Here is a 22,469-nt window from a genome sequence, read left to right as displayed (position 1 = left end):
GGGAACCAGCGAGCGCTGACAGCCGGAAGGACGGCCGTGCACATCGTCATTATGGGCTGCGGAAGGGTGGGCTCCGCCCTCGCGCAGACCTTGGAACAGCAGGGGCATACGGTCGCGGTCATCGACCAGGACCCCACAGCATTCCGCCGGCTGGGAGCCGGATTCGGCGGCCGCCGCGTCACCGGCGTCGGCTTCGACCAGGACACGCTGCGCGAGGCCGGAATCGAGGACGCGGGCGCCTTCGCGGCCGTCAGCAGTGGTGACAATTCCAACATCATTGCCGCCCGCGTGGCGCGCGAGATGTTCGGTGTCGAGAACGTCGCCGCCCGCATCTACGACCCCAAGCGCGCCGAGGTCTACCAGCGCCTCGGCATCCCCACCGTGGCGACCGTGCGCTGGACCGCCGACCAGATGCTGCGCCGGCTGCTGCCCTCGGGCGCCGAGCCGCTGTGGCGGGACCCGAGCGGCGGCGTGCAGCTCGCCGAGGTCCACACCTCCCCGGCGTGGATCGGCCACAAGGTCAGCAGGCTGCAGGACGAGACGGGCGTCCGCGTGGCGTTTCTCACCCGCCTGGGCGAGGCGATGCTGCCGACGTCGCAGACGGTCCTGCAGGAGGGCGACCTCGTCCACGTGATGATGCGCACGGACGAGATCGACAAGGTCGAGGCGGCGTTCGCCGAGGGCCCCGAGGAGGCACACGCATGAGGGTCGCGATCGCCGGAGCCGGCGCGGTGGGCCGCTCCATCGCGGGCGAGCTCCTGGAGAACGGGCACGAGGTGCTCCTGGTGGACAAGGCGCCGACCGCCATCTCGGTGGAGCGGGTGCCCCAGGCCGAATGGCTGCTGGCCGACGCGTGCGAGATCACCTCGCTGGACGAGGCGGCGCTCCAGCGCTGCAACGTGGTCATCGCCGCGACGGGCGACGACAAGGTCAACCTGGTCGTGTCCCTGCTGGCCAAGACCGAGTACGGGGTCCCGCGCGTCGTGGCCCGCGTGAACAACCCGAAGAACGAGTGGCTCTTCAACGAGTCCTGGGGCGTCGACGTCGCGGTCTCCACGCCGCGCCTGATGTCCGCCCTGGTCGAGGAGGCCGTCAGCGTCGGCGACCTGGTGCGCCTGCTGCGCTTCAGCCACGGTGACGCGAACCTCGTCGAGCTGACCCTGCCGGCCGACTCCTCGGTCGCCGGGACCCAGATCAGCGAGATCACTTGGCCCGAGGACACCTCGCTGGTCACGATCATCCGCGGCAACCGGGTCCTCACCCCGCACGCGGAGGAGACCCTGGAGCCGGGCGACGAGCTGCTGTTCGTGGCCGCGCAGGCCCGTGAGGGGCAGCTGGAGGACCTCCTCCAGGCCCGCCGCTAGGCAAGAGGCAAACGGACGGGGCGGGGCAGCATCGCTGCCCCGCCCCGTCCGTGGGCGTTCAGGCCCCGCGCTCCCGGGCCCCCGCGGCCTTGGCCGCCTTCTGCGCGGCCTCCTCGGCCTCGTACTCGGCGATCACGTCGATCGGCGGCGGCGCCTTGGCCAGGAAGACCCAGGTGAAGTACACGGCCAGCACCATCGGCGGCAGCTTCAGCGCGATGAGCACCCAGCCCAGCTGGGTCGCGTCCCCCCACCAGTACAGCGGGAAGAGGATCGCGTACTTGGCGAGGAAGATCAGGCCCCAGGCCAGGCTGGCCTTGGTGTACGCCTTCTTGCGCCCCGGGTTGCGGGTCCGCCAGGACAGGTTCTCCTTGAAGACCGGCCCCAGGATCACGCCCAGCAGCGGGAAGCCCACCAGCGCCGACAGCGTGAACGCCACGCCGAGCCCGGCGCCGTAGATCATGCCCGGCAGGTAGAACCCCTTGGCGGTGCCGGTGAACAAGGCGAAGGCGACGCCGACGCCGACGCCGAAGACCCCGCTGAAGGCGTGCTTGACGGTGTCCTTGCGCAGCAGCCGCACGATCACCAGCAGGACCGCGACGGCGCCCGCCGCGATCGCGGACATCTTCACGTCCTTGTTGACCGTGTAGATCATCACGAAGAGCAGGCCGGGCAGCATCGTCTCCACGGTGCCCCGGATGCCGCCGAAGGCGTCGAAGAGCGCCGCCCGGGTCACCGCGTGCTGGTCGTCGCCGGCGGGGTCCGCGCCGGGCACGGACCCCGGAGCGGCCCCCGGGGTGGACGGTTTGTCGAGTGACGTCACCGGTCAGTGCTCCTGTCCGAGCGGTCGGAGTTCGTACTTCGGGTTGAAGAGGACCCGGCGGCCGTGGCTCATGGCGATCCGCCCGGAAGCGATCATCCGGCGGCCGGGCTCGATTCCCACGATCGAGCGACGCCCGAGCCAGACCACGTCCAGTGCGGCGGACCCGTCGAAGAGCTCCGCCTCCAAGGCGGGCACGCCGGCCCGGGGCCGGAGCGTGACGGTACGCAGGGTCCCGGTGACCTTGACTATCTGGCGGTCGTGGGAATCGCAGATCCGCGTGCACCCCGCGGCTTCTGCGTCCTCCTGCAGCTCCGCCGAATGCAGCTCCTCCTGGGAGGTGGACAGCCGCTCTATCATCCGGCGGAACCGGCCCGCCGGCCTGACCCGGGTGGCGGACTTCTCGGGACGCGGTTCAGCACTCATACAGGAAGCGTACCGGCGCCCGCACCCCCTCTCGAAGCCCCCGCTACTTCTCGAAGCGGTAGCCCATGCCCGGTTCGGTGATGAAGTGCCGGGGGTGGGAGGGGTCGGCCTCCAGCTTGCGGCGCAGCTGGGCCATGTACACGCGCAGGTAGTTCGTCTCGGTGCCGTAGGAGGGCCCCCAGACCTCCTGGAGCAGCTGCTTCTGGCCGACGAGCTTGCCGCCGTTGCGCACGAGCACCTCCAGCAGGTGCCATTCGGTGGGGGTGAGCCGTACGTCGCGGCCCTCGCGCACCGCCTTCTTCGCGGCCAGGTCGACGGTGAAGCCGTCGGTCTCGACGACGATGCCGTCCTCGCCGGAGCCGGCTGCGGGCTCGGCCCGGCGCACGGCGGCCCGCAGCCGGGCGAGCAGCTCGTCCATGCCGAAGGGCTTGGTGACGTAGTCGTCTGCGCCCGCGTCCAGGGCCTCGACCTTCTCGTCGGAGCTGTGCCGGGCGGACAGCACCAGGATCGGCACCCGGGTCCAGCCGCGCAGCCCCTTGATCACCTCGACGCCGTCCATGTCGGGCAGGCCCAGGTCGAGGACGACCACGTCGGGGTGGCGGGCGGCCGCGAGCTCCAGGGCCCCGGCCCCGTCCGCGGCGGCGTCGACCTCGTACTTGCGCGCCTTGAGGTTGATCACGAGGGCTCGGACGATCTGCGGCTCGTCGTCCACCACGAGCACCCGGGTCATGAGGGTCCTGCTTTCTGTCGTACGGGGTCGGCGGGGCGGGCCGGACCGGCCGGCTCCGCGGTGGCCGGGCCGCGGCCCGCGGCCCGCAGGGTGAGCACCATGGTCAGGCCGCCGCCGGGGGTGTCCTCGGCGGCCAGGGTGCCGCCGACGGCCTCGGTGAAGCCGCGGGCGACGGCGAGCCCGAGGCCGACGCCGGCGCCGCGCGGGGCGTCGCCGTGGCGCTGGAAGGGCTCGAAGATGCGGTCCTTGGCCTCGTCGGGCACGCCGGGCCCGCGGTCGACGACCCGCAGCTCGACGCGGTCGCCGAGGTGGCTGGCCGCGACGAGCACCGGGGCGCGCGCCGGGCTGTACTTCACCGCGTTCTCGACGATGTTGGCCACGGTGCGCTCCAGCAGCCCCGGGTCCACCGCCACCATCGGCAGGGTCTCGGGGATGTCGAGGACCACGCTGTCCTCCGGTACGCCGCCCAGCGCGACGGGGACCACCTCGTCGAGGTCGATCTCCCGGATCAGCGGGGTGACCGTGCCGGTCTGGAGGCGGGACATGTCCAGCAGGTTGCCCACCAGGTGGTCGAGCCGGTCCGCGCCCTCCTCGATGCCCTCCAGCAGCTCGGCCCGGTCCTCCTCGGACCAGTCCACGTCGTCGGAGCGCAGGGAGGACACGGAGGCCTTGATCGAGGCGAGGGGCGTACGCAGGTCGTGGCTGACGGCGGCGAGCAGCGCCGTGCGGATCCGGTTGCCCTCGGCGAGCCGCCGGGCCTCCTCGGCCTCGTCGACGAGCCGCCGGCGGTCCAGGACGACGGCGGCCTGGGCGGCGAACGCGCCGAGCACCCGGCGGTCCTCGGCGGGCAGGACCCGCCCCGAGAGCGCCAGGGCCATGTGCTCGCCGATCGGCATGTCCACGTCGGCCTCCTCGGGCCGGCCGGCCGGGCGCGGGCCGATGCTGCCGGCCGGACGCCAGGGCTCGACCTCGCTGCCGCGTTCCAGCAGGGCCACGGACTCCATGGCGAAGGTCTCGCGGACCCGCTCCAGCAGGGCTTCGAGGCTGGTCTCGCCGCGCAGCACGCTCCCGGCGAGGAAGGAGAGGATCTCGGACTCGGCGCGCAGCCGGGCGGCCTGGTGGGTGCGCCGCGCGGCGGTGTCGACCACCGAGGCCACGGAGACCGCCACGCCGAAGAAGACCGCGATGGCCACGATGTTCTTGGGGTCGGAGACGGTGAAGCGGTGCACGGGCGGTGCGAAGTAGTAGTTCAGCAGCAGCGAGCCGAAGGCGGCCGAGGCCAGCGCCGGCCGGAGCCCGCCCAGCAGGGCCGCGCCCACGGTCAGCGCCAGGAACAGCAGCATCTCGTTGGCGAGGCCGGGGTCGGCGTCGACGTGGGTGAGCAGCAGGGCCAGCAGGGCGGGGCAGAGGAGGCCGGTGATCCAGCCGGCGACGGTCCGGGTCCGGCCGAGCCGGGCGGCCGAGCGGGCCACGGGCAGGCCGCGGCCCTTGGCGGCCTCCTCGTGCGTGACGATGTGCACGTCGAGGTCGGGCCCGGACTCGCGGGCGACGGTGACGCCGACGCCGGGACCGAAGACGTACTGCCAGGCCTTGCGGCGGCTGGAGCCCAGGACGATCTGGGTGGCGTTGACCCCGCGGGCGAAGGCGAGCAGGGCGTCGGGGATGTTGTCGCCGATGACGTGGTGAAACGTTCCTCCCAGGTCTTCGACCAGCGTCCGCTGGACCGCGAGCTCCTTCGGGGAGGCCGCCGTCAGCCCGTCGCTGCGCGCGATGTACACGGCGAGGACCTCGCTGCCCGAGGCCTTGGCCGCCATGCGCGCGGCGCGCCGGATCAGCGTGCCGCCCTCGGGCCCGCCGGTCAGGCCGACGACGATGCGCTCGCGGGCCTGCCAGGTGGCGCGGATGCCGTGCTCGCCGCGGTACTCCTGGAGGTACTCGTCGACCCGGTCCGCCACCCACAGCAGGGCGAGCTCGCGCAGCGCGGTCAGGTTCCCGGGCCGGAACCAGTTCGACAGGGCCGCGTCGATCCTGTCGGGACGGTAGATGTTGCCGTGGGCCATGCGCCGGCGCAGCGCCTGCGGCGACATGTCCACCAGCTCGATCTGGTCGGCCCGGCGGACCACCTCGTCCGGCACCGTCTCGCGCTGCCGGACCCCTGTGATGCCCTCCACCACGTCGCCGAGCGACTCCAGGTGCTGGATGTTGACGGTGGACACCACGTCGATGCCGGCCTGGAGGAGCTCCTCCACGTCCTGCCAGCGCTTGGCGTTGCGCGAGCCGGGCACGTTGGTGTGGGCGAGCTCGTCGACGAGGGCGACGGCGGGCCGGCGGGCGAGCACGGCGTCCACGTCCATCTCGGTGAAGGCGGCGCCCCGGTGCTCCAGCTCCTTGCGCGGCAGCTGCTCCAGGCCGTGCAGCATCACTTCGGTGCGCGGGCGCCCGTGGTGCTCGACGAAGCCCACGACGCAGTCCGCACCGCGCTCCACACGGCGGTGCGCCTCGGAGAGCATCGCGTAGGTCTTGCCCACGCCCGGGGCCGCGCCCAGGTAGATCCGTAGCTTGCCGCGTGCCATGCGCTCATTCTCCGGGACGTTTGCACCGTTCCCGCACGTTTGACCGCCCGCAGGCCGATCCCTGACGCGTTCCTGACGCACCCGCCACGGCCCCCGGGCCGGCCGCAGCCCGGACACGACTGCGGGCCGTACCCCCGAAGGAGTACGGCCCGCGGCCGGAAGCGGTCGCCGCCCGGTGTGGCGCGGTCCGCCGGGGGGTGGGCCCGGTCAGCGGACCTCGGTGATCTCCGGGCCGCGCTCCAGCTGGCCCATGCCGCCGGAGAAGCGGGAGCCCTCCTGGTCCTCGGTCTGCACGCCGTCCGGCACCATCTGGGCGTCGTTCGGCAGCTTCAGCACGATCGGGTCGCGCGGAGCCATGGGGCCGTCGCCGCGGACGATGACGGTCTCCCGGAAGATCTGCTCCAGCACGCCCGCCGACTCGGGGCGCACCGCGCCCTGGCCGGAGATGACGCCGCGCAGGAACCAGCGCGGCCCGTCGACGCCGACGAAGCGGACCAGCTGGGCGCCGGTCTGGCCGTCGGGCATCGGCACGGGCACCTGGGCGCGCAGCTCCCAGCCCAGCGGGCCCTCGACCTCGTCGATGAGTCCGCCCTGCTGGGTGATGCCCGCGGCGATCTCCTCGCGGACCTCGCCCCAGATGCCTTCCTTCTTGGGCGCGGCGAACGCCTGGAGCTGTACGGCGCTGTCGCCCAGCACGACCGTCGCGGCGACGATCGCGTCACCGGCGACCTCGACGCGCAGCTCCATGCCCTCGACACCCGGTACGAGGATGCCGCCGAGGTCCACCCGGCCCTCGGCCGGGGAAGGCACCTCGGTGACGTCCCACGGCCCGTCGGGGCGCGGGGCCGGCGGCAGGTTCACCCTGCGGGGAGCGGTGTCGACCTCGGCGCCGCCGTCCTGCTCATCGCCGGCCACGCCGTCCACGACCTGCTCGGCCGCGCCGCCGTCCTTGGCGGAGTCGTTCTTCTTGCGACGTCCGAACACGTCACTGTCCTTCCCGGTCGGATACGACCGAAGCGTAGCCATTCCCACCCTGCTGACCAGCGCCGGATCCGGCCACGGCCGCATGACCGCCGGTGGAGCCGAAACCCCCCTCGGCCCGTGCCGAGCCGGGAAGCTCCGCCACCTCGTGGAAGCGCACCTTCTCGACCCGCTGGACAACCAGCTGGGCAATGCGGTCGAAGCGCTCGAACCGGACGCTCTCGCGCGGGTCGAGATTGACCACGATCACCTTGATCTCCCCACGGTACCCGGCATCGACCGTCCCCGGGGCATTCACGAGCGCGAGCCCGCAGCGGGCCGCCAGACCCGAGCGCGGGTGCACGAACGCCGCGTACCCGTCGGGCAGCGCGATCGAGACGCCGGTCGGCAGGACGGCGCGCTCGCCGGGGGCGAGCTCGGCGGCCTCGGTGGTCACCAGGTCGCAGCCGGCGTCGCCGGGGTGGCCGTAGGCCGGGATGGGCACGTCCGGGTCGATCCGGCGGATCAGTACGTCGACGGGGGTGTGGTTCTGGGACATCAGGGGTTCACCTCGAAGGCGCGTGCGCGCCTGACCTGGTCCGGGTCGGCCATCGCCGCCCGGATCTCCTCGGGTCGACCGTTGTCGATGAAGTGGTCGACCTTCACCTCGATGAAGAGCGCGTCCGCGCGCACGGCGACGGGGCCCTCGGGCCCGCCCGTCCGGCCGACCGCGGTGGAGTAGATCTTGCGGCCGGCGACGGCGGTCACCTCCGCCTCCAGGTACAGCACGGTGCCCACGGGCACCGGCCGTACGAAGTCGGTCTCCAGCCGGCCGGTGACCGCGATGACGCGCAGCAGCCAGTTCAGGGAGCCCAGGGTCTCGTCGAGCGCGGTGGCGAGCACGCCGCCGTGCGCGAGGCCGGGGGCGCCCTGGTGGGCGGGCTTGACGGTGAACTCGGCGGTGACGCTCACGCCCTCGCCCGCGCGCGCCTCCAGGTGGAGGCCGTGCGGCTGGCCGCCGCCGCAGCCGAAGCAGTGCTCGTAGTGCGCGCCGAGCAGCTCTCCGGGAGCCGGGGCGTCGGGGTGCCGGACCGGTGCCACGGCATCGGCCGGGGGCGTCAACGCTGCGTTTCGTCCACTCACAGCCGCTGACCTTACCCGCGCCGATCCCCACCGGTCGCCCCGTGGCAGGCTTGGGGACATGCAGCTCTCCCCCGCACACCACGACGAACGTCTGACCGCCCCCCGCTCCTGGTGGGGCATCGCCGCCCTGATCGGCCTCGCCTGCGCGCTGATGCTGCTGCCGCTGGGGCTGCTGCCGCTGCTGGCCGGGCTGGTGGGCGGCGCGGGGCTGGCGGGGCTGCTGGTGAGCTCGTACGGCTCGGCGCGCATCCGCGTGGTGGGCGGTGCGCTGGCCGCCGGCGACGCCCGGATCCCCGTGTCGGCGCTGGGCGAGCCGGAGGTGCTCGATGCCGAGGGGGCGCGCGCCTGGCGCACGTACAAGGCGGACACCCGCGCGTTCATGCTGATGCGCAGCTACGTGCCGACGGCGTTGCGGGTGCCGGTCACGGACCCGGCCGACCCGACCCCGTACGTGTACGTCTCCACCCGCGCGCCCGAGGCGCTGGCCTCGGCGATCCGCGCGGCGCAGGAGGCGGGCGCCACCGCCGGCTGAGGCGGCGGTCCGCCCGGCGGTGTCCGTCAGGTCGGGTCGGCGTCGCCCGGGCCGGCCCCGCCGACCCCGCGGAGGGGCTGGGCGGGCTGCTCCAGGGGCGGCAGCTTCCCGAGGGCGTCCCAGGGCACGGCGCGGGCGCGCAGGTCGCCACGGACCTTCTCGGCGAGTTTGCGGGTGTCGCGGCGGTTCATGACGGCGCCGACGGCCGCTCCGACCATGAACGGCATCAGGTTCGGCAGGTTGCGGAACATCCGCTTGGTGATCTGCTGGCGCAGCTCGCGCTTCATCTGGCCGCCGAGGGCGGCGTTGAGCGTGGTGGGCTTGGTCAGGTCGATGCCGCGCTCTTCTGTCCACGCAGTGAGGTACGCCATGCTGCGGTCCTTGAGGGAGCCGGGCGGCCGCAGGCCGTACACCTCGTGGAGCTCGGCGACGAGCTTGAGCTCGATCGCGGCGACGCCGGTGATCTCCGCGGCCAGCTCGACGGGCATGGCGGGCGGCACGGGCAGCATGGCCGCGGCGCCGATGCCCGCACCCACGGTGGAGGTGGCGTACGCGGCGCCGGCGATCAGCTTGTCGGCCAGCTGATCGGGGCCGAGGCCCGGGAACTGCGCCCGCAGGGTCGCCAGGTCCCGGACGGGAACGCGCGGGGCGTTCTCGATGACGCGCTCGGTGATGTACAGGGCGGCGCCCCTGGCGCTTTCGCCGCCCTTGCGCACACCGTTCCTGACGGCTTGCAGCCGACGGGCTGCGGCCCGCTCGCGGGCGCGGTCGTCGGCTCCTGCCGCCGGGGGGACCGCCACGGCGGCGCCGGACGGCTCGGCGGGCACGCCCGGAGCTGCCGGGCCCGTGTCCGGGCCCGTGGCCCCCGCCTGCTCCGCCGGTTCACCGGATTTACGGAAGCGCAGCTTCCGAAACGGTGTCGAGCCGGGCACGGCCGACGCCTCTCAGTCGCAGTCGCGGCAGATCGGCTGGCCGTTCTTCTCGCGCGCCAGCTGGCTGCGGTGGTGGACCAGGAAGCAGCTCATGCAGGTGAACTCGTCGGCCTGCTTGGGCAGCACCCGGACGGCCAGCTCCTCGTTGGAGAGGTCCGCGCCGGGCAGCTCCATGCCCTCCACGGCGTCGAAGTCGTCGATGTCGACGCTCGAGGACGACTTCTCGTTACGCCGGGCCTTCAGCTCTTCGATGCTGTCGTTGTCGACGTCGTCGTCGGTCTTGCGTGGGGTGTCGTAGTCCGTTGCCATGTTTCGCTCTCCCCCTCTGGGATTTAGCGGTGTCTCAGCGCACGTAACGCGCGAGAGGCCGGACTTGTGCCCGACCTGAGGCGGAGATTTTGCCTCACATCAAGGTCTGTTACTCAATCGACACCCAGCCGCGCTCCCGAAGGAGGAACCCGCTGGGATGACGACCGGGACCGTACACGGTCCCGGGACCGTCTTGCACAAACGCCACCCGGTGTATTTTCCGCCGTCCGGGGGGCCGGAAACCCGGACTTGCCGGTCATTCCGGGCTTTCCAGCACCTCCTGGGGTCACCGAACGCGCAGGGACCACCACTCGGCCATGTGATCGATCACACAGTCTTCAACTTGTTCAGTGGCCAATCATTCAGCCGAGGGCGAACAAAAATACGGGGACCACACGGGGACTCACAGGGGCAAAGTGACACGCATCACGAGCCCTCCGCCCTCTCTCGGGGTCGCCGTGATCCGGCCGCCGTGAGCGCGCGCCACGGAGCGCGCGATGGACAGCCCCAGCCCGACACCCTTGTCGCTGCCCGTGCGCTCCGTACGCAGCCGCCTGAAGGGCTCGAAGAGGTTGTCCACCTCGTACGCGGGAACCACCGGACCGGTGTTCGACACCACCAGGACCGCCTCGCCGTGCTGGACCTCGGTCACGACCTCGACCCAGCCGCCCTCCGGCACGTTGTACCGGACGCCGTTCTGCACCAGGTTGAGCGCGATCCGCTCCAGCAGGACGCCGTTGCCCTGGACCACGGCCATCGCGCGCTCGCCGCGGATCTCCACGCCCTTGGCCGCGGCCTCCGCCCGCGCCTGGTCGATGGCGCGCGAGGCGACCTCCGCCAAGTCCACCGGCTTGCGCTCGACGATCTGGTTCTCGCTGCGGGCGAGCAGCAGCAGGCCCTCGACCAGTTGCTCGCTGCGCTCGTTCGTGGCCAGCAGTGTCTTGCCCAGCTGCTGCAGTTCCACCGGGGCACCGGGATCGGACAGGTGCACCTCCAGCAGGGTCCGGTTGATCGCCAGCGGCGTGCGCAGCTCGTGCGAGGCGTTGGCGACGAACCGCTGCTGGGCGGTGAAGGCCCGCTCCAGGCGGTCCAGCATCTCGTCGAAGGTGTCGGCGAGCTCCTTGAGCTCGTCGTCCGGGCCGTCCAGCTCGATGCGCCGGGTCAGGTCGGAGCCGACGACGCGGCGGGCGGTGCGGGTGATCCGGCCGAGCGGCGAGAGCACCCGGCCGGCCATCGCGTAGCCGAAGGCGAAGGCGATGATGCTGAGGCCCAGCAGGGCCATCAGCGACCGGCTGAGCAGATCGTCCAGCGCGTGCCGGCGCTGCTCCAGGATGCAGGACTGGATCGCGGCGTTGAACTGGTCCACCTGGTCGGTGGTCACGCCGGGGCAGTTCGGGCTTGAGACCACGATCTTCTGCCCGCTGACGCTGACGATCTTGAACGGCAGGGCGTTGCCCTCCCGCAGCGCCTGCGCCGCCAGCAGGTAGATGATCGACAGCAGCAGGATGCCGGCGATCAGGAACATGCCGCCGTACAGCAGCGTGAGGCGTATGCGGATGGTCGGCCGCAGCCAAGGGAAGGGACCCTCGGGCTGGCCGGGGTCCCAGGTCGGTTTCGGCGGCGCGGACGGTGGCGCCGGGGTCGCTGCCACCCGCGTCAGATCCGGTACCCGGAACCGGGCACGGTCACGATGACCGGCGGCTCCCCGAGCTTGCGCCGCAGGGTCATGACCGTCACCCGCACCACGTTGGTGAAGGGGTCGGTGTTCTCGTCCCATGCCTTCTCCAGCAGCTGCTCGGCGGAGACGACGGTCCCCTCGCTCCGCATGAGGACCTCCAGCACCGCGAACTCCTTGGGCGCCAGCTGCACCTCGCGGCCCTCGCGGAACACCTCGCGCCGGTTCGGGTCGAGCTTGATCCCGGCCCGCTCCAGCACCGGGGGCAGGGCGACGGTCGTACGCCGCCCGAGGGCGCGCACGCGCGCGGTGAGCTCGCTGAACGCGAAGGGCTTGGGCAGGTAGTCGTCGGCGCCGAGCTCCAGGCCCTCCACCCGGTCGCTCACGTCGCCGGAGGCGGTCAGCATCAGCACGCGCGTGGGCATGCCGAGCTCGACGATCTTCCGGCAGACGTCGTCGCCGTGGACGAGCGGCAGGTCCCGGTCGAGCACGACCACGTCGTAGTCGTTCACCCCGACGCGCTCGAGGGCCGCGGCGCCGTCGTACACGACGTCCACGGCCATGGCCTCCCGGCGCAGTCCGGTGGCCACCGCATCGGCGAGCAGCTGCTCGTCCTCGACGACGAGTACGCGCACGTCGTTTCCTTCCTCCGAGCCCTCCAGGGCACACGTGTGTTGCGCCGTCCATCCTGCCCGTTTCAGCCGTAAACCGGCTGTAAGGCGCCACTCGGGGGCCGCTCCCGGGGCGGACGTGAGGATTCCTTGCGCTTGCGAGGTTTCTGCGACCGGGGTGCCGGGGAGGACGTGAGCACACCCCGACCACTCCCTGACGGCGGACAGCCTTGTGCCGCCGCCGACCCACGAAGAGGGGGCGAACCCACCATGGACGCATTCACCGCGGGTCTCCTGCAGCGCATCAGGACCACGCAGTCCGACCTCAAGCACGCCCGTGAGACGGGCGACGACTTCCTCGCGGACGTGGAACAGGCAGAACTGGAGGACCTCAAGCGGCTCGCCGCCGAATACGGGGTCCCCGTCTCCGCCGTCTGACCCGTACCCGGCCCCACCGGACCCGGATCCGGCCCCGTCGGAACCCCGGCCGCCCACCTGGCGGCCGGGGTTCCCCCATGTCGGGCGCCGGACAACCGCCCGCGGGGCGGCTCCTAGTCGTGCCAGGCGCCGGCCTCCTCCAGCAGCGGCTGGAGCGCCGCGAAGACCGAGGGCGTGGCCGCCAGGGCCAGCTCGCCCGAGGCCGGCCGACCCGGGCGCCCGCCGGTCAGCGCGCCCGCCTCCCGGGCGATCAGCTCGCCCGCGGCCAGGTCCCAGGGGTTGAGCCCGCGCTCGTAGTAGCCGTCCAGCCGCCCAGCGGCCACGTCGCTGAGGTCCAGGGCCGCCGAACCGCCCCGCCGGATGTCCCGCACCCGCGGGACCACCCGCCGGGCGACCTCCGCCTGCTGCTCCTTGCGGGCCTGCAGGTACGCGAACCCGGTGGCCACCAGCGCCTGGTCCAGCGGCGCCGCCGCCCGGCAGGACAGCCGGACGCCGCCGAGCCAGGCGCCGCCGCCGAGCACCGCGCGGAAGGTCTCCCCGCGCATCGGCGCCGCGACGACGCCGACGACGGTGCGGCCGCGGTACTCGGCCGCGACCGACACGCTCCAGGCGGGGAGCCCGTACAGGTAGTTGACGGTCCCGTCGAGGGGGTCCACGATCCAGCGCACCCCGCTGGTGCCGGGCCGGTCCGCGCCCTCCTCGCCGAGCAGCCCGTCCTGCGGGCGGCGCCGCTCCAGGACGGAGGCGATCAGCTTCTCCGCCGCGAGGTCCATCTCGGTCACCACGTCGATCGGGCTGCTCTTGGTCGCCGCGACCGCGAGATCGGCCGGGCGGCCGTCCCGCAGCAGCTCGCCGGCGCTCCTGGCGGCCTCCAGGGCCACGTCCAGCAGCTCGGCCTTCAGGGCGTCGGATGCATCGGATGCATCGGGTGCATCGGGTGCATCGGGTGCATCGGGTGCCCAGGGGGTCCCGGAGGCATCGCGGGTGTCAGGGGTCTCGGAAGTCACGCTCGCCCCTCCCCTACGCGTACGGGCTGTCGGCGCCCGCGGCCGCCGGCCGGGCCTGGCGCGCCGGGCAGCAGCCCACCGGGCACACGTCGTGGCTCGGCCCGAGCAGCCCCAGCGCGCACCGCTCGGCGGGCTCGCCGCGCTCCGCCGCGGCCCGCTCCAGCACCAGTTCCCGGACGGCCGCCGCGAAGCGCGGGTCGGCCCCGACCGTCGCGGAGCGGGCGACCGGCAGCCCCAGCTCCGCGGCCTTGGCCACGGCCTCGGTGTCGAGGTCGTACATGACCTCCATGTGGTCCGAGACGAAGCCGATGGGCACCATCACCACGGCCGGCGCCCCGGCGGCGTGCAGCGCCTCCAGGTGGTCGCAGATGTCCGGCTCCAGCCACGGGATGTGCGGCGCGCCGCTGCGGGACTGGTAGACGAGCTCCCAGGGCAGCTCCGCGCCCGTCTCGGCGCGGACCGCGTCCGCGATGACCCGGGCCACGTCCAGGTGCTGCTTGACGTACGCACCGCCCTCGCCGTCGGCGGTGTGGTCCTCCACCGGCCCCGAGGTGTCCGCGGCGGCGGTCGGGATGGAGTGGGTGGTGAAGGCGAGGTGCGCCCCGGCGCGCACCTCCTGCGGCAGCGACTCCAGGGCCGCCAGCACTCCGTCGACCATCGGCTGCACGAAGCCGGGGTGGTTGAAGTAGTGCCGGAGCTTGTCCACGCGCGGCAGTTGGGCCACCCCCTCCTGCTCCAGCGCGGCAAGGGCGTCCGCAAGGTTCTCGCGGTACTGGCGGCAGCCCGAGTACGAGGCGTACGCACTGGTGGCGAGGACGGCGATGCGGCGGCGCCCGTCGGCGGCCATCTCCCGCACCGCGTCGGTCAGGTACGGCGCCCAGTTCCGGTTGCCCCAGTACACGGGCAGGTCCAGCCCGTGCTCGGCGAAGTCCTTGCGCAGCGCGTCCAGCAGCGCGCGGTTCTGCGCGTTGATCGGGCTGACGCCGCCGAAGCCGAAGTAGTGCTGCCCGACCTCCTTGAGCCGCTCGCGGGGGATGCCGCGCCCGCGGGTGACGTTCTCCAGGAACGGAACGACGTCGTCGGGTCCCTCGGGGCCGCCGAACGAGAGCAGCAGGAGGGCGTCGTAGGGGGCGGCGGGGCCTTGGGCCGCGGAAGCGGACGCAGTGGCGGGGAGCTGGTCAGACATGCGTCGCATCCTGCCACCCGGGGCCCGGGGCGGGGAACGGGGCCCGCCGGGGCGGCCCCGCCCCGGCAAGTAAGGGGACCCTTACTTCACGTCTGTATTCTTCTGCCTGTCGAGCGTCGTCCTGCGTCGTTGTGTGCTGCTCTGCGCCGCTCTGCGTTCCTCTGCGTTCCTCTGCGTTCCTCTGCTTCCTCCCCGTGCGGGTGCCTTCTCGGCGGTCATAACCTGTATGGGCCGCCCACGTCCCCCACGGAGGCACCGTGCCCAGTCCCTACCGCGCCATATTCGACGCCCCCGGAACCCGGGGGTTCAGCGCGGCCGGCTTCATCGGCCGGATCCCGATCTCCATGGTGGGCGTCGGCGTCCTCACAATGATCTCGGAGCTCACGGGCCGCTACGCCATGGCGAGCGCCCTCACCGGCACCCTCGCCCTGTCGGCCGCGGCCGTCGGCCCCCAGGTGTCCCGCCTGGTGGACCAGTACGGGCAGCGGCGGGTGCTGCGCCCCGCCACGCTGGTCTGCGTCGCCGCGGTGGCGGTGCTCCTCGTGGCCGCCGCGAACGGCTGGCCGGACTGGACGCTGTTCGTGTGCGCCGCGGTCGCGGGCTGCGTGCCCAGTGTGGGTTCGATGGTCCGGGCCCGCTGGACGGCGATCTACCGGGACTCCCCGCGCGAACTGCACACCGCGTACTCCTTCGAGTCGGTGGTCGACGAGGTCTGCTTCATCTTCGGGCCCATCCTCGCGATCGGGCTGTCCACCACGTGGTTCCCCGAGGCGGGGCCGCTGATCGCCGCCGTCTGCCTGCTGGTCGGCGTCTGGCTGCTGACCGCGCAGCGCTCCACCGAGCCCGCGGCACACCCGCGCGGCCTGCAGGCCGACGGCGCCTCGGCGCTGAACTCGCCCGGCCTGCAAGTGCTCACGGCCACCTTCGTGGCCACCGGAGCCATCTTCGGCTCGATCGACGTGGCCACCCTCGCCTTCGCCGAGGAGCAGGGCGCCAAGCCCGCCGCCAGCTTCATCCTGGCGATCTGGGCGCTGGGGTCCTGTATCGCCGGGATCGTCTTCGGCCTGCTCCACCTCAAGGGCCGGACCGAACGCCGTTGGGTACTGGGCGTATGTGCGATGGCCGTGAGTATGATCCCCCTCCTACTGGCCGGGAACCTTCCGTTTCTGGCCGTGGCGCTCTTCGTCTCGGGCCTCGCTATCGCTCCCACGATGATCACCACGATGGCCCTGATCGAGGCGCACGTACCACGCGCGAAGCTGACCGAGGGAATGACCTGGATCAGCACCGGCCTCGCGGTCGGTGTCGCCCTCGGCTCGGCCGTCGCCGGCTGGGTCATCGACGCGGCCGGTGCGCGCAGCGGCTACGTCGTCTCCATCTCGGCGGGGACGGCCGCGGCGGCGGTGGCGTTCGCGGGTTACCGCCGGCTGACGAGGCCGGCGCAAGGGGAGGAGCCCTCTAGCGATGGCGATGGCGGGGACAGCGGGGACAGCAGGGAAGAACAGCCGGACCGCGTGGCGTAACTGGGCGGGCAACGTCACCGCCGCACCGGCGCGCGTGGTGGCACCGGCCTCGGTCGGGGAGCTCCAGGAGGCGGTGCGCCGCGCCGCCGAGGACGGGCTGCGGGTGAAGGCGGTCGGCACCGGCCATTCCTTCACCGCGGCCGCCGCGACCGACGGGGTGCTGCTGCGCCCGCAGGCGCTCAGCGGGATCCTGGCGATCGACCGGGCCGCCGGCACCGTGACCGTGGCGGCGGGCACCGCACTGAAGGACCTGAACCGGGCGCTCGCCGCGGAGGGCCTCTCGCTCACGAACATGGGCGACATCATGGAGCAGACGGTCTCGGGCGCCACCGCCACCGGCACCCACGGCACCGGCCGCGACTCGGCCTCCATCGCCGCCCAGATCCGCGGCCTGGAACTGGTCACGGCCGACGGCCGGCTGCTCACCTGTTCCGAGAAGGAGCACCCCGAGGTCTTCGCGGCCGCCCGGATCGGCCTCGGGGCGCTCGGCATCGTCACCGCGATCACCTTTGCGGTGGAGCCGCTCTTCCTGCTGACCGCCCGTGAGGAGCCCATGCGCTTCGACCGGGTGACCGCCGAGTTCGAGCAGCACGTCGCGGAGAACGAGCACTTCGAGTTCTACTGGTTCCCGCACACCGGCAACTGCAACACCAAGCGCAACAACCGCAGCCAGGGCCCCGCCGCCCCGCCCGGGGCCGTCAGCGCCTGGGTGGAGGACGAGTTGCTGTCCAACGGCGTCTTCCAGGCCGTCAACTCCCTGGGCCGGGCCTTCCCGGCCGCGATCCCCTCGATCGCCCGCGTCGCGAGCCGCGCCCTGTCCGCGCGGACCTACACGGACATCCCGTACAGGGTGTTCACCAGCCCCCGCCGGGTGCGGTTCGTGGAGATGGAGTACGCCGTGCCGCGCGAGCACGCGGTCGAGGCGCTGCGGGAGCTCAAGGCGACGGTCGACCGCTCCCGGCTGCGGATCAGCTTCCCGGTGGAGGTGCGGACCGCTCCGGCGGACGACATCACGCTGTCCACCGCGTCCGGGCGGGAGAGCGCGTACATCGCCGTGCACATGTACAAGGGCACCCCGTACCAGGCCTACTTCACCGCCGCCGAACGGATCCTCACGGCCCACGGCGGACGGCCGCACTGGGGCAAGGTGCACACCCGGGACGCGGAGTACCTCGCGCGGGCCTACCCCCGCTTCGGCGAATTCACGGCGCTGCGCGACCGGCTGGACCCCGACCGCCTCTTCGGCAACGACTACCTGCGGCGCGTGCTGGGCGACTGAACCCCGGTCAGCAGCCCTGCCCGCCCCGCCGCGAGGGGCGGGCAGGGGCCGACGCACCGGCGAAAGGGAAGGTTCCGATTTTGCGGATTCTGTGAAACAGGACACCCGAAAACGGGCGCGCCCGCAGGTCCGGCCCGATCCGGGGCAGCCCAACTCCCGCCGCCGAGGACAAGTTCGGCGGCGCGGCGGTCCACCGAGGTGGCCCGAATGGAGTACTGTGGCGAGCCCTGGGGCCGTCCTTCCTTTCGGCTGTCCGGACCCGGGAGAGGGGGCCGGTTGATGGAGGAGCGGCACTCGGACCGGTGATGCCGCGGCATTGAACGGGCGCCTGCTGCGCACAGTAACCAGTCGGTCACTGTGCGTGCCCAACAGGTAACCGTGCCATAACGGCGATCAAGGGCGCATGCCCGACACGCCGGTTTAACTCGGCAAGGTTGTGGCAGGCTGCACCCGGGCAGGCCACACTCGACTAGCGGAAGCAGCGACGCACGTGACGTCGGCAGGCACCACCCGGGAGGTCCCCATGCCCGAACTGCGTGTCGTGGCCGTCTCGAATGACGGCACACGACTGGTGCTCAAGGCTGCGGACAGCACGGAGTACACGCTTCCGATCGACGAACGGCTGCGCGCTGCCGTGCGCAACGACCGCGCGCGCCTGAACCAGATCGAGATCGAGGTCGAGAGCCACCTCCGCCCCCGGGACATCCAGGCGCGCATACGGGCCGGTGCCTCCGCTGAGGAGGTCGCTCAACTCGCCGGCATCCCCGTCGACCGCGTACGCCGCTTCGAGGGCCCCGTGCTGGCCGAGCGCGCGTTCATGGCCGAGCGGGCGCGCAAGACGCCGGTGCGCCGGCCCGGCGAGAACACCGGGCCGCAGCTCGGCGAGGCCGTCCAGGAGCGGCTGCTGCTGCGCGGGGCCGAGAAGGACTCCGTCCAGTGGGACTCGTGGCGCCGCGACGACGGCACGTGGGAGGTCCTGCTCGTCTACCGCGTCGCGGGCGAACCGCACTCGGCGAGCTGGACGTACGACCCGCCGCGCCGGCTGGTCGTCGCCGTGGACGACGAGGCCCGCTCGCTGATCGGCGAGACGGACGACCTGCCGACGGCGCCGGAGCCGAGCTTTCCGTTCGTGCCGAGGATCGCGCGGCTGCCGCGGGACCGGCCGCTGGACCGCACCCTCGACCGCCAGCCCGAACGCCCCGTCGCCCCGGCGCCGGAGCCGGAGGAGGAGCGGGACACGCTGACCAGCCTGCTGGAGGCGGTGCCGAGCTTCCGCGGCGACCTGGTCGTCCCCGAACGGGCCGACGCCCCGGCGGAGGAGGCCGAGGCGGAGGAGCCGCCGGCGGCCTCGGCCGGTGCGGGCTCCGCGTACGCGGACGTCCTCATGCCGCGGACGGTGGCGGGGCACCGGGAACGGCTGACGGGGACCACCGACCGGCAGGCGGAGGCCGACGGTGTCCGCCCGGGCCGCCGCGCCGCCGTTCCGAGCTGGGACGAAATCGTCTTCGGCACCCGCCGAAAGAAACAGGAGTAGCCGCTCCCGCCACCGCGTCGCGTCCTCCCCGTGGCGGGCCCGGCCCGTGGCCTGGGCTGCGGCTGCCGCGCTGTTCCGCTGCGCGGAGCCGTTTCCCCTCCTGCGCTCCGCGCCCGGTGTGCTCAAACGCCGCGCAGGCTGACATCAGCCCCGCCGGCGTCTGAGGCGCGGGGCCCGGGGCGGAGCCCCGATCTTTGACGGGTCCGGGCGGAGCCCGGTTTCGGGAAGGGGCGGGGAGGGGACAGGCTCCGCGCAGCAGAACAGCGGCAGCGCGCGGGTGGCTACTGCGGGTCCGGGCCCGTGGCCACCGGCCGGTTCGGGTCCGAGGACCATTCCGACCAGCTGCCCGCGTAGAGGGCGGCTTCGATGCCCGCGATCTCCAGGGCCAGCACCTCGTGCGCACCCGAGACACCTGAGCCGCAGTACACACCCACCGCCACATCGCCCCCGGCGCCCAGGGCGGCGAAGCGGGCCCGCAGCGCATCACCCGGCAGGAACCGCCCGTCGGCGCCCACGTTCTCCGTGGTCGGCGCCGACACCGCACCGGGGATGTGCCCGCCGACGGGGTCGATCGGCTCGACCTCGCCGCGGTAGCGCTCCCCCGCCCGCGCGTCCAGCAGGACCCCGCTGCGCGCCAGCGCCGCCGCCCCGTCCGCATCCAGCAGCCCCACAGCCCCCGGAGTTGGCTTGAAATCACCCTCTGAGGGGGCCGCCGGCTCCGCCGTCACCGCACCCCCGGCAGCCGTCCACGCGGCCAGGCCCCCGTCCAGCACCCGCACCTGCGGGTGACCCGTCCAGCGCAACAGCCACCAGGCGCGGGCGGCCGCCCAGCCCAGGCCCCCGTCGTACACGACCACCGGCACGTCCGCGCTCACCCCGGCCCGGCGCATCACCGCGCCGAACTCCTCCGCGTCGGGCAGCGGGTGTCGGCCGCCCGCCCCCGGCGGACCGGCCAGTTCGCGGTCGAGGTCGACGTACACCGCACCCGGCAGGTGCCCGGCCTCGTACGCGGAGCGCAGATCGGGGCCGCCCAGCTGCCAGCGGACGTCCAGCAGCACCGGGGGCCGGGGGCCGGCCAGCTCGGCCGCCAGCTCGGCGGGGGAGACGATCACAGAGTTCGCAGTCATGCGGCCCATCTTCCTCCCCCGGTTCCGCCCGGTGTAACAGGCCGGACACCGACAGGCCGCACCGATTCGGTCATCTCCGTCCGCTCCGGCGAATCCCGGCCGGTCGGGGCGCGCCGGACCCGCAGGAGTGGAACCATCTGGTCCGACACGCGCGTCGGCGCGTCGACGACGGAGGAGACGGCTGATATGAGCGAGGCAGCGGAAGCAACGCGGCGCCCGCCCGGCACACCCTGCTGGTCGAGTCTGATGGTGCACGGCCTCGGCACCACCGAGGCCTTCTACACCGACCTGTTCGGCTGGGAGTACGAGCCCGGCCCCGAGCCCTTCGGCGCGTACGTGCGGGCGCTGTTGGACGGCCGCGAGGTGGCCGGCATCGGCGAGATGCCGCCGGACCGGCACCTGCCGGTCGCCTGGACCACGTACTTCGCCACCGACGACGCCGACACGACGGCCGAAATCATCCGCTCGTGCGGCGGCACCGTCGCCGTGGGGCCGCTGGACGCGTCCGGCGCGGGGCGGATGGCGATCTGCGCCGACCCGCTCGGCGCGGTCTTCGGCATCTGGCAGGCGGAGGAGCACGTCGGCACCCGGCTCTCGGGGGTCCACGGCACCCCCGTCTGGGCCGAACTGCTCACCCAGGACACCTCGGCCGTGGCCAAGTTCTACGAGCACGTCTTCGGTCACGAGGCCGAGCACCGCACCGCCCCGGCCCCCGCTCCGGCCCCGCCCCCCGCGGACTTCGACTACGTGACCCTGCTCCTCGGCGGCCGGCCGGTCGCCGCCGTCCACGGCGTGGGGCGCTCCCTGCCCCACGACCGTGGCCCGCACTGGATGACGTACTTCCAGGTCGACGACGCCGATGCGGCCGCGGCACGGGTCCACCGGCTGGGCGGGCGCGTCGTCCAGCCGCCGCGCGAGGCCCTGACGGGCCGCGTGGCCACGGTCACGGACCCGGAGGGCGCCCTGCTCGCCCTGGTCGAGCTGAGGCCCGGAAACCACCGCTGACGGGCCCGCGACGGGCAGCGCCGCGGCCGTCGCCGGCCAGGACCCTGTCGATCGTGGTGATCGGCAGGACCGTGGCCACGGCGCCGGCGACGCCGATCCACAGCGTGGGCACCACGCCGACCTCCTCCCCGAGCCAGCCGGCGGCCAGGGCCGCGAGCGGCATGCCGCCCCAGACGACGAAGCGGATGGAGGCACTCATCCGGCCGAGGAGGTGCTTGGGGCAGACGCTCTGGCGCAGGCTCACCTGGGTCACGTTGAAGAGCAGTGCCCCGGCGGTCATCCCGAACTCGCCGACCACCAGGACCGTGCCGGAGACCGCCTTGGCGCCCGGGCCGGCCAGGGCCGCCAGCGGGCCCGCCGCGCTGAAGACGGCGGCGGTCATCAGGCCGGCCGCCATCACCGCGGCGGCGCTGAAGCGCTTGCGGGCGCGGGGCGCGAGCGCCGCACCGAGCACTCCGCCCACGGCGCCGGCCGTCATGATCAGGCCGAGCACGAACGCGTCGAAGCCGAGGATGCGCAGGACCAGGACGGGGACGAGGGTCGCCGTCATCGTCGCGAAGAAGTTGGACACGCCCATGGACAGCGCGAGCCGCCGGATCACCGGCTGGTCCCGTACGAACCGCAGCCCCTCGGCGATGTCGGCGCGCAGTCCGCTGCGGGCCGCCGGGGCGGTCTGCGAGGGGAGTTGCTCGCCGTCCCGGGTCAGCGCCAGGCACACGCATCCGGCGAGGTACGCGCAGGCGTCCAGCAGCAGGACGACCGGCGCGCTCACGACCCGCAGCAGCAGGCCGGCGAGCGCCGGGCCGCCCAGGGCGGAGACCTGGGCGCTGGCCTCGAGGCGGGAGTTGGCGGCGGCGATGTCCTCGTCGGGGACGAGCACCGGCACGTAGGACTGGTAGGCGACGTCGAAGAAGACGGTCACGACGCCGACGACCAGGGCGACGGCGTACAGCGCCTCGATCCGCAAGGCGTCCGCGGCCCACAGGAGCGGGACCGCGAGCACGGCGAGGGCGCGCAGCGCGGCGGCCCCCATCATGGTCCGGCGCTTGTGCATCCGGTCCACCCAGGCGCCCGCGGGGAGGCCGATGAGCAGGTAGCAGACGGTCGAGGCGGCGGTGAGCACGCCCACCTGCGTGCTGTCGGCGTCGAGGTGGTCGACGGCGGTCACGCAGAGCGCGAGGGCACCGACGCGGGTGCCGAACTGGGAGAGGGTCTGCCCCGCCCAGAAGCGCCGGAAGTTGGCGGAGGAGACGGGGAAGACGGCCACGGGCCGAGCCTAGCCCGGACGGTCCGGCCCC

At 73.2% G+C, this 22,469-nt stretch carries 23 protein-coding genes; 8 read left to right on the top strand and 15 right to left on the bottom strand.

Annotated elements, in window-relative coordinates; genetic code table 11:
* Nucleotides 1-36 precede the first annotated feature (36 nt).
* Nucleotides 37-705 (top strand): TrkA family potassium uptake protein, encoded by a 669-nt coding sequence (locus AB0953_RS23710; RefSeq protein ID WP_366861541.1) that lies wholly within the window; start codon nucleotides 37-39, stop codon nucleotides 703-705.
* Nucleotides 702-1,364 (top strand): TrkA family potassium uptake protein, encoded by a 663-nt coding sequence (locus AB0953_RS23705; RefSeq protein WP_366861540.1) that lies wholly within the window; start codon nucleotides 702-704, stop codon nucleotides 1,362-1,364. The genes AB0953_RS23710 and AB0953_RS23705 overlap by 4 nt, the downstream gene beginning before the upstream one ends.
* A 58-nt stretch (nucleotides 1,365-1,422) precedes the next feature.
* Here the strand turns inward: AB0953_RS23705 and AB0953_RS23700 are convergent, their stop codons facing one another.
* The 7 genes from AB0953_RS23700 to AB0953_RS23670 all read right to left on the bottom strand — a co-directional run bounded on the left by AB0953_RS23700 (nucleotide 1,423) and on the right by AB0953_RS23670 (nucleotide 8,013).
* Nucleotides 1,423-2,184, bottom strand: coding sequence for a DUF3159 domain-containing protein (locus AB0953_RS23700; RefSeq protein ID WP_366861539.1), 762 nt, complete (start codon nucleotides 2,182-2,184; stop codon nucleotides 1,423-1,425).
* Between the two features lie 3 nt (nucleotides 2,185-2,187).
* The gene (locus tag AB0953_RS23695; protein WP_366861538.1) at nucleotides 2,188-2,607 is read right to left on the bottom strand and encodes an OB-fold nucleic acid binding domain-containing protein; all 420 of its coding nucleotides are present in this window, start codon (nucleotides 2,605-2,607) and stop codon (nucleotides 2,188-2,190) included.
* Nucleotides 2,608-2,650: 43 nt separating this feature from the next.
* A complete protein-coding gene (locus tag AB0953_RS23690; RefSeq protein ID WP_366861537.1) occupies nucleotides 2,651-3,337 on the bottom strand; it encodes a response regulator in 687 nt (228 codons plus the stop codon).
* Nucleotides 3,334-5,910 (bottom strand): sensor histidine kinase KdpD, encoded by a 2,577-nt coding sequence (locus tag AB0953_RS23685; protein WP_366861536.1) that lies wholly within the window; start codon nucleotides 5,908-5,910, stop codon nucleotides 3,334-3,336. The genes AB0953_RS23690 and AB0953_RS23685 overlap by 4 nt, the downstream gene beginning before the upstream one ends.
* A 207-nt stretch (nucleotides 5,911-6,117) precedes the next feature.
* Complete coding sequence (locus AB0953_RS23680) at nucleotides 6,118-6,894, bottom strand: DUF3710 domain-containing protein (protein WP_366861535.1); 777 nt, start codon at nucleotides 6,892-6,894, stop codon at nucleotides 6,118-6,120.
* Between the two features lies 1 nt (nucleotide 6,895).
* Nucleotides 6,896-7,429 (bottom strand): dUTP diphosphatase, encoded by a 534-nt coding sequence (dut, locus tag AB0953_RS23675; RefSeq protein ID WP_366861534.1) that lies wholly within the window; start codon nucleotides 7,427-7,429, stop codon nucleotides 6,896-6,898.
* Nucleotides 7,429-8,013 (bottom strand): PaaI family thioesterase, encoded by a 585-nt coding sequence (locus AB0953_RS23670; RefSeq protein ID WP_366861533.1) that lies wholly within the window; start codon nucleotides 8,011-8,013, stop codon nucleotides 7,429-7,431. The genes dut and AB0953_RS23670 overlap by 1 nt, the downstream gene beginning before the upstream one ends.
* Before the next feature lie 58 nt (nucleotides 8,014-8,071).
* Between AB0953_RS23670 and AB0953_RS23665 the strand changes: the two genes are divergently transcribed.
* Complete coding sequence (locus AB0953_RS23665) at nucleotides 8,072-8,545, top strand: DUF3093 domain-containing protein (RefSeq protein WP_366861532.1); 474 nt, start codon at nucleotides 8,072-8,074, stop codon at nucleotides 8,543-8,545.
* A gap of 26 nt (nucleotides 8,546-8,571) precedes the next feature.
* On the opposite strand, the gene AB0953_RS23660 is transcribed toward AB0953_RS23665, so the two are convergent.
* The 4 genes from AB0953_RS23660 to AB0953_RS23645 all read right to left on the bottom strand — a co-directional run bounded on the left by AB0953_RS23660 (nucleotide 8,572) and on the right by AB0953_RS23645 (nucleotide 12,096).
* Nucleotides 8,572-9,477, bottom strand: a complete 906-nt coding sequence (locus AB0953_RS23660; protein ID WP_366861531.1) for a hypothetical protein — start codon at nucleotides 9,475-9,477, stop codon at nucleotides 8,572-8,574.
* 12 nt (nucleotides 9,478-9,489) lie between these two features.
* The gene (locus AB0953_RS23655; protein WP_114054577.1) at nucleotides 9,490-9,786 is read right to left on the bottom strand and encodes a DUF4193 domain-containing protein; all 297 of its coding nucleotides are present in this window, start codon (nucleotides 9,784-9,786) and stop codon (nucleotides 9,490-9,492) included.
* Nucleotides 9,787-10,189: 403 nt separating this feature from the next.
* Nucleotides 10,190-11,437 carry an ATP-binding protein gene (locus AB0953_RS23650; protein WP_366861530.1) on the bottom strand — a complete coding sequence of 416 codons (1,248 nt, stop codon included), beginning with the start codon at nucleotides 11,435-11,437 and terminating at the stop codon, nucleotides 10,190-10,192.
* Between the two features lie 5 nt (nucleotides 11,438-11,442).
* Entirely contained in the window at nucleotides 11,443-12,096 is a 654-nt protein-coding gene (locus tag AB0953_RS23645) for a response regulator transcription factor (RefSeq protein WP_030154340.1), read from the bottom strand.
* 246 nt (nucleotides 12,097-12,342) lie between these two features.
* On the opposite strand from AB0953_RS23645, the gene AB0953_RS23640 reads away from it, so the two are divergent.
* Nucleotides 12,343-12,510 (top strand): hypothetical protein, encoded by a 168-nt coding sequence (locus tag AB0953_RS23640; RefSeq protein ID WP_366861529.1) that lies wholly within the window; start codon nucleotides 12,343-12,345, stop codon nucleotides 12,508-12,510.
* Between the two features lie 113 nt (nucleotides 12,511-12,623).
* Here AB0953_RS23640 and AB0953_RS23635 read toward each other — a convergent pair whose 3' ends face one another.
* Nucleotides 12,624-13,412: an inositol monophosphatase family protein gene (locus AB0953_RS23635; protein WP_366861586.1), complete on the bottom strand. Its 789-nt coding sequence runs from the start codon at nucleotides 13,410-13,412 to the stop codon at nucleotides 12,624-12,626.
* 118 nt (nucleotides 13,413-13,530) lie between these two features.
* Nucleotides 13,531-14,703 (bottom strand): ferrochelatase, encoded by a 1,173-nt coding sequence (locus tag AB0953_RS23630; protein WP_366861528.1) that lies wholly within the window; start codon nucleotides 14,701-14,703, stop codon nucleotides 13,531-13,533.
* 257 nt (nucleotides 14,704-14,960) lie between these two features.
* On the opposite strand from AB0953_RS23630, the gene AB0953_RS23625 reads away from it, so the two are divergent.
* From AB0953_RS23625 to sepH, 3 genes are all read left to right on the top strand, one after another.
* Nucleotides 14,961-16,226: an MFS transporter gene (locus tag AB0953_RS23625; RefSeq protein ID WP_366861527.1), complete on the top strand. Its 1,266-nt coding sequence runs from the start codon at nucleotides 14,961-14,963 to the stop codon at nucleotides 16,224-16,226.
* The gene (locus AB0953_RS23620) at nucleotides 16,168-17,505 is read left to right on the top strand and encodes a D-arabinono-1,4-lactone oxidase (RefSeq protein WP_366861526.1); all 1,338 of its coding nucleotides are present in this window, start codon (nucleotides 16,168-16,170) and stop codon (nucleotides 17,503-17,505) included. The genes AB0953_RS23625 and AB0953_RS23620 overlap by 59 nt, the downstream gene beginning before the upstream one ends.
* Nucleotides 17,506-17,995: 490 nt before the next feature.
* Nucleotides 17,996-19,039: a septation protein SepH gene (gene sepH, locus AB0953_RS23615; protein WP_366861525.1), complete on the top strand. Its 1,044-nt coding sequence runs from the start codon at nucleotides 17,996-17,998 to the stop codon at nucleotides 19,037-19,039.
* A gap of 281 nt (nucleotides 19,040-19,320) precedes the next feature.
* Here sepH and AB0953_RS23610 read toward each other — a convergent pair whose 3' ends face one another.
* Nucleotides 19,321-20,166 (bottom strand): sulfurtransferase, encoded by an 846-nt coding sequence (locus tag AB0953_RS23610; RefSeq protein ID WP_366861524.1) that lies wholly within the window; start codon nucleotides 20,164-20,166, stop codon nucleotides 19,321-19,323.
* A gap of 186 nt (nucleotides 20,167-20,352) precedes the next feature.
* On the opposite strand from AB0953_RS23610, the gene AB0953_RS23605 reads away from it, so the two are divergent.
* A complete protein-coding gene (locus AB0953_RS23605; RefSeq protein WP_366861523.1) occupies nucleotides 20,353-21,171 on the top strand; it encodes a VOC family protein in 819 nt (272 codons plus the stop codon).
* Here the strand turns inward: AB0953_RS23605 and AB0953_RS23600 are convergent.
* Nucleotides 21,110-22,438 carry an MFS transporter gene (locus tag AB0953_RS23600; RefSeq protein WP_366861522.1) on the bottom strand — a complete coding sequence of 443 codons (1,329 nt, stop codon included), beginning with the start codon at nucleotides 22,436-22,438 and terminating at the stop codon, nucleotides 21,110-21,112. The two genes, AB0953_RS23605 and AB0953_RS23600, sit on opposite strands and share 62 nt — an antisense overlap.
* Nucleotides 22,439-22,469 lie beyond the last annotated feature (31 nt).

The sequence above is a fragment of the Streptomyces sp. NPDC046866 genome, from assembly GCF_040704625.1.
Classification (GTDB): Bacteria; Actinomycetota; Actinomycetes; order Streptomycetales; family Streptomycetaceae; genus Streptomyces.
This window is presented reverse-complemented; position numbering and strand designations above follow the sequence as displayed.

Coding starts and splice junctions, on each gene's coding strand:
- AB0953_RS23705 (WP_366861540.1), top strand. CDS start 702: ATGAGGGTCGCGATCGCCGGAGCCGGCGCGGTGGGCCGCTCCATCGCG.
- AB0953_RS23695 (WP_366861538.1), bottom strand. CDS start 2,607: ATGAGTGCTGAACCGCGTCCCGAGAAGTCCGCCACCCGGGTCAGGCCG.
- AB0953_RS23690 (WP_366861537.1), bottom strand. CDS start 3,337: ATGACCCGGGTGCTCGTGGTGGACGACGAGCCGCAGATCGTCCGAGCC.
- AB0953_RS23685 (WP_366861536.1), bottom strand. CDS start 5,910: ATGGCACGCGGCAAGCTACGGATCTACCTGGGCGCGGCCCCGGGCGTG.
- dut (WP_366861534.1), bottom strand. CDS start 7,429: ATGTCCCAGAACCACACCCCCGTCGACGTACTGATCCGCCGGATCGAC.
- AB0953_RS23665 (WP_366861532.1), top strand. CDS start 8,072: ATGCAGCTCTCCCCCGCACACCACGACGAACGTCTGACCGCCCCCCGC.
- AB0953_RS23655 (WP_114054577.1), bottom strand. CDS start 9,786: ATGGCAACGGACTACGACACCCCACGCAAGACCGACGACGACGTCGAC.
- AB0953_RS23640 (WP_366861529.1), top strand. CDS start 12,343: ATGGACGCATTCACCGCGGGTCTCCTGCAGCGCATCAGGACCACGCAG.
- AB0953_RS23630 (WP_366861528.1), bottom strand. CDS start 14,703: ATGTCTGACCAGCTCCCCGCCACTGCGTCCGCTTCCGCGGCCCAAGGC.
- AB0953_RS23620 (WP_366861526.1), top strand. CDS start 16,168: ATGGCGATGGCGGGGACAGCGGGGACAGCAGGGAAGAACAGCCGGACC.
- AB0953_RS23610 (WP_366861524.1), bottom strand. CDS start 20,166: ATGACTGCGAACTCTGTGATCGTCTCCCCCGCCGAGCTGGCGGCCGAG.
- AB0953_RS23605 (WP_366861523.1), top strand. CDS start 20,353: ATGAGCGAGGCAGCGGAAGCAACGCGGCGCCCGCCCGGCACACCCTGC.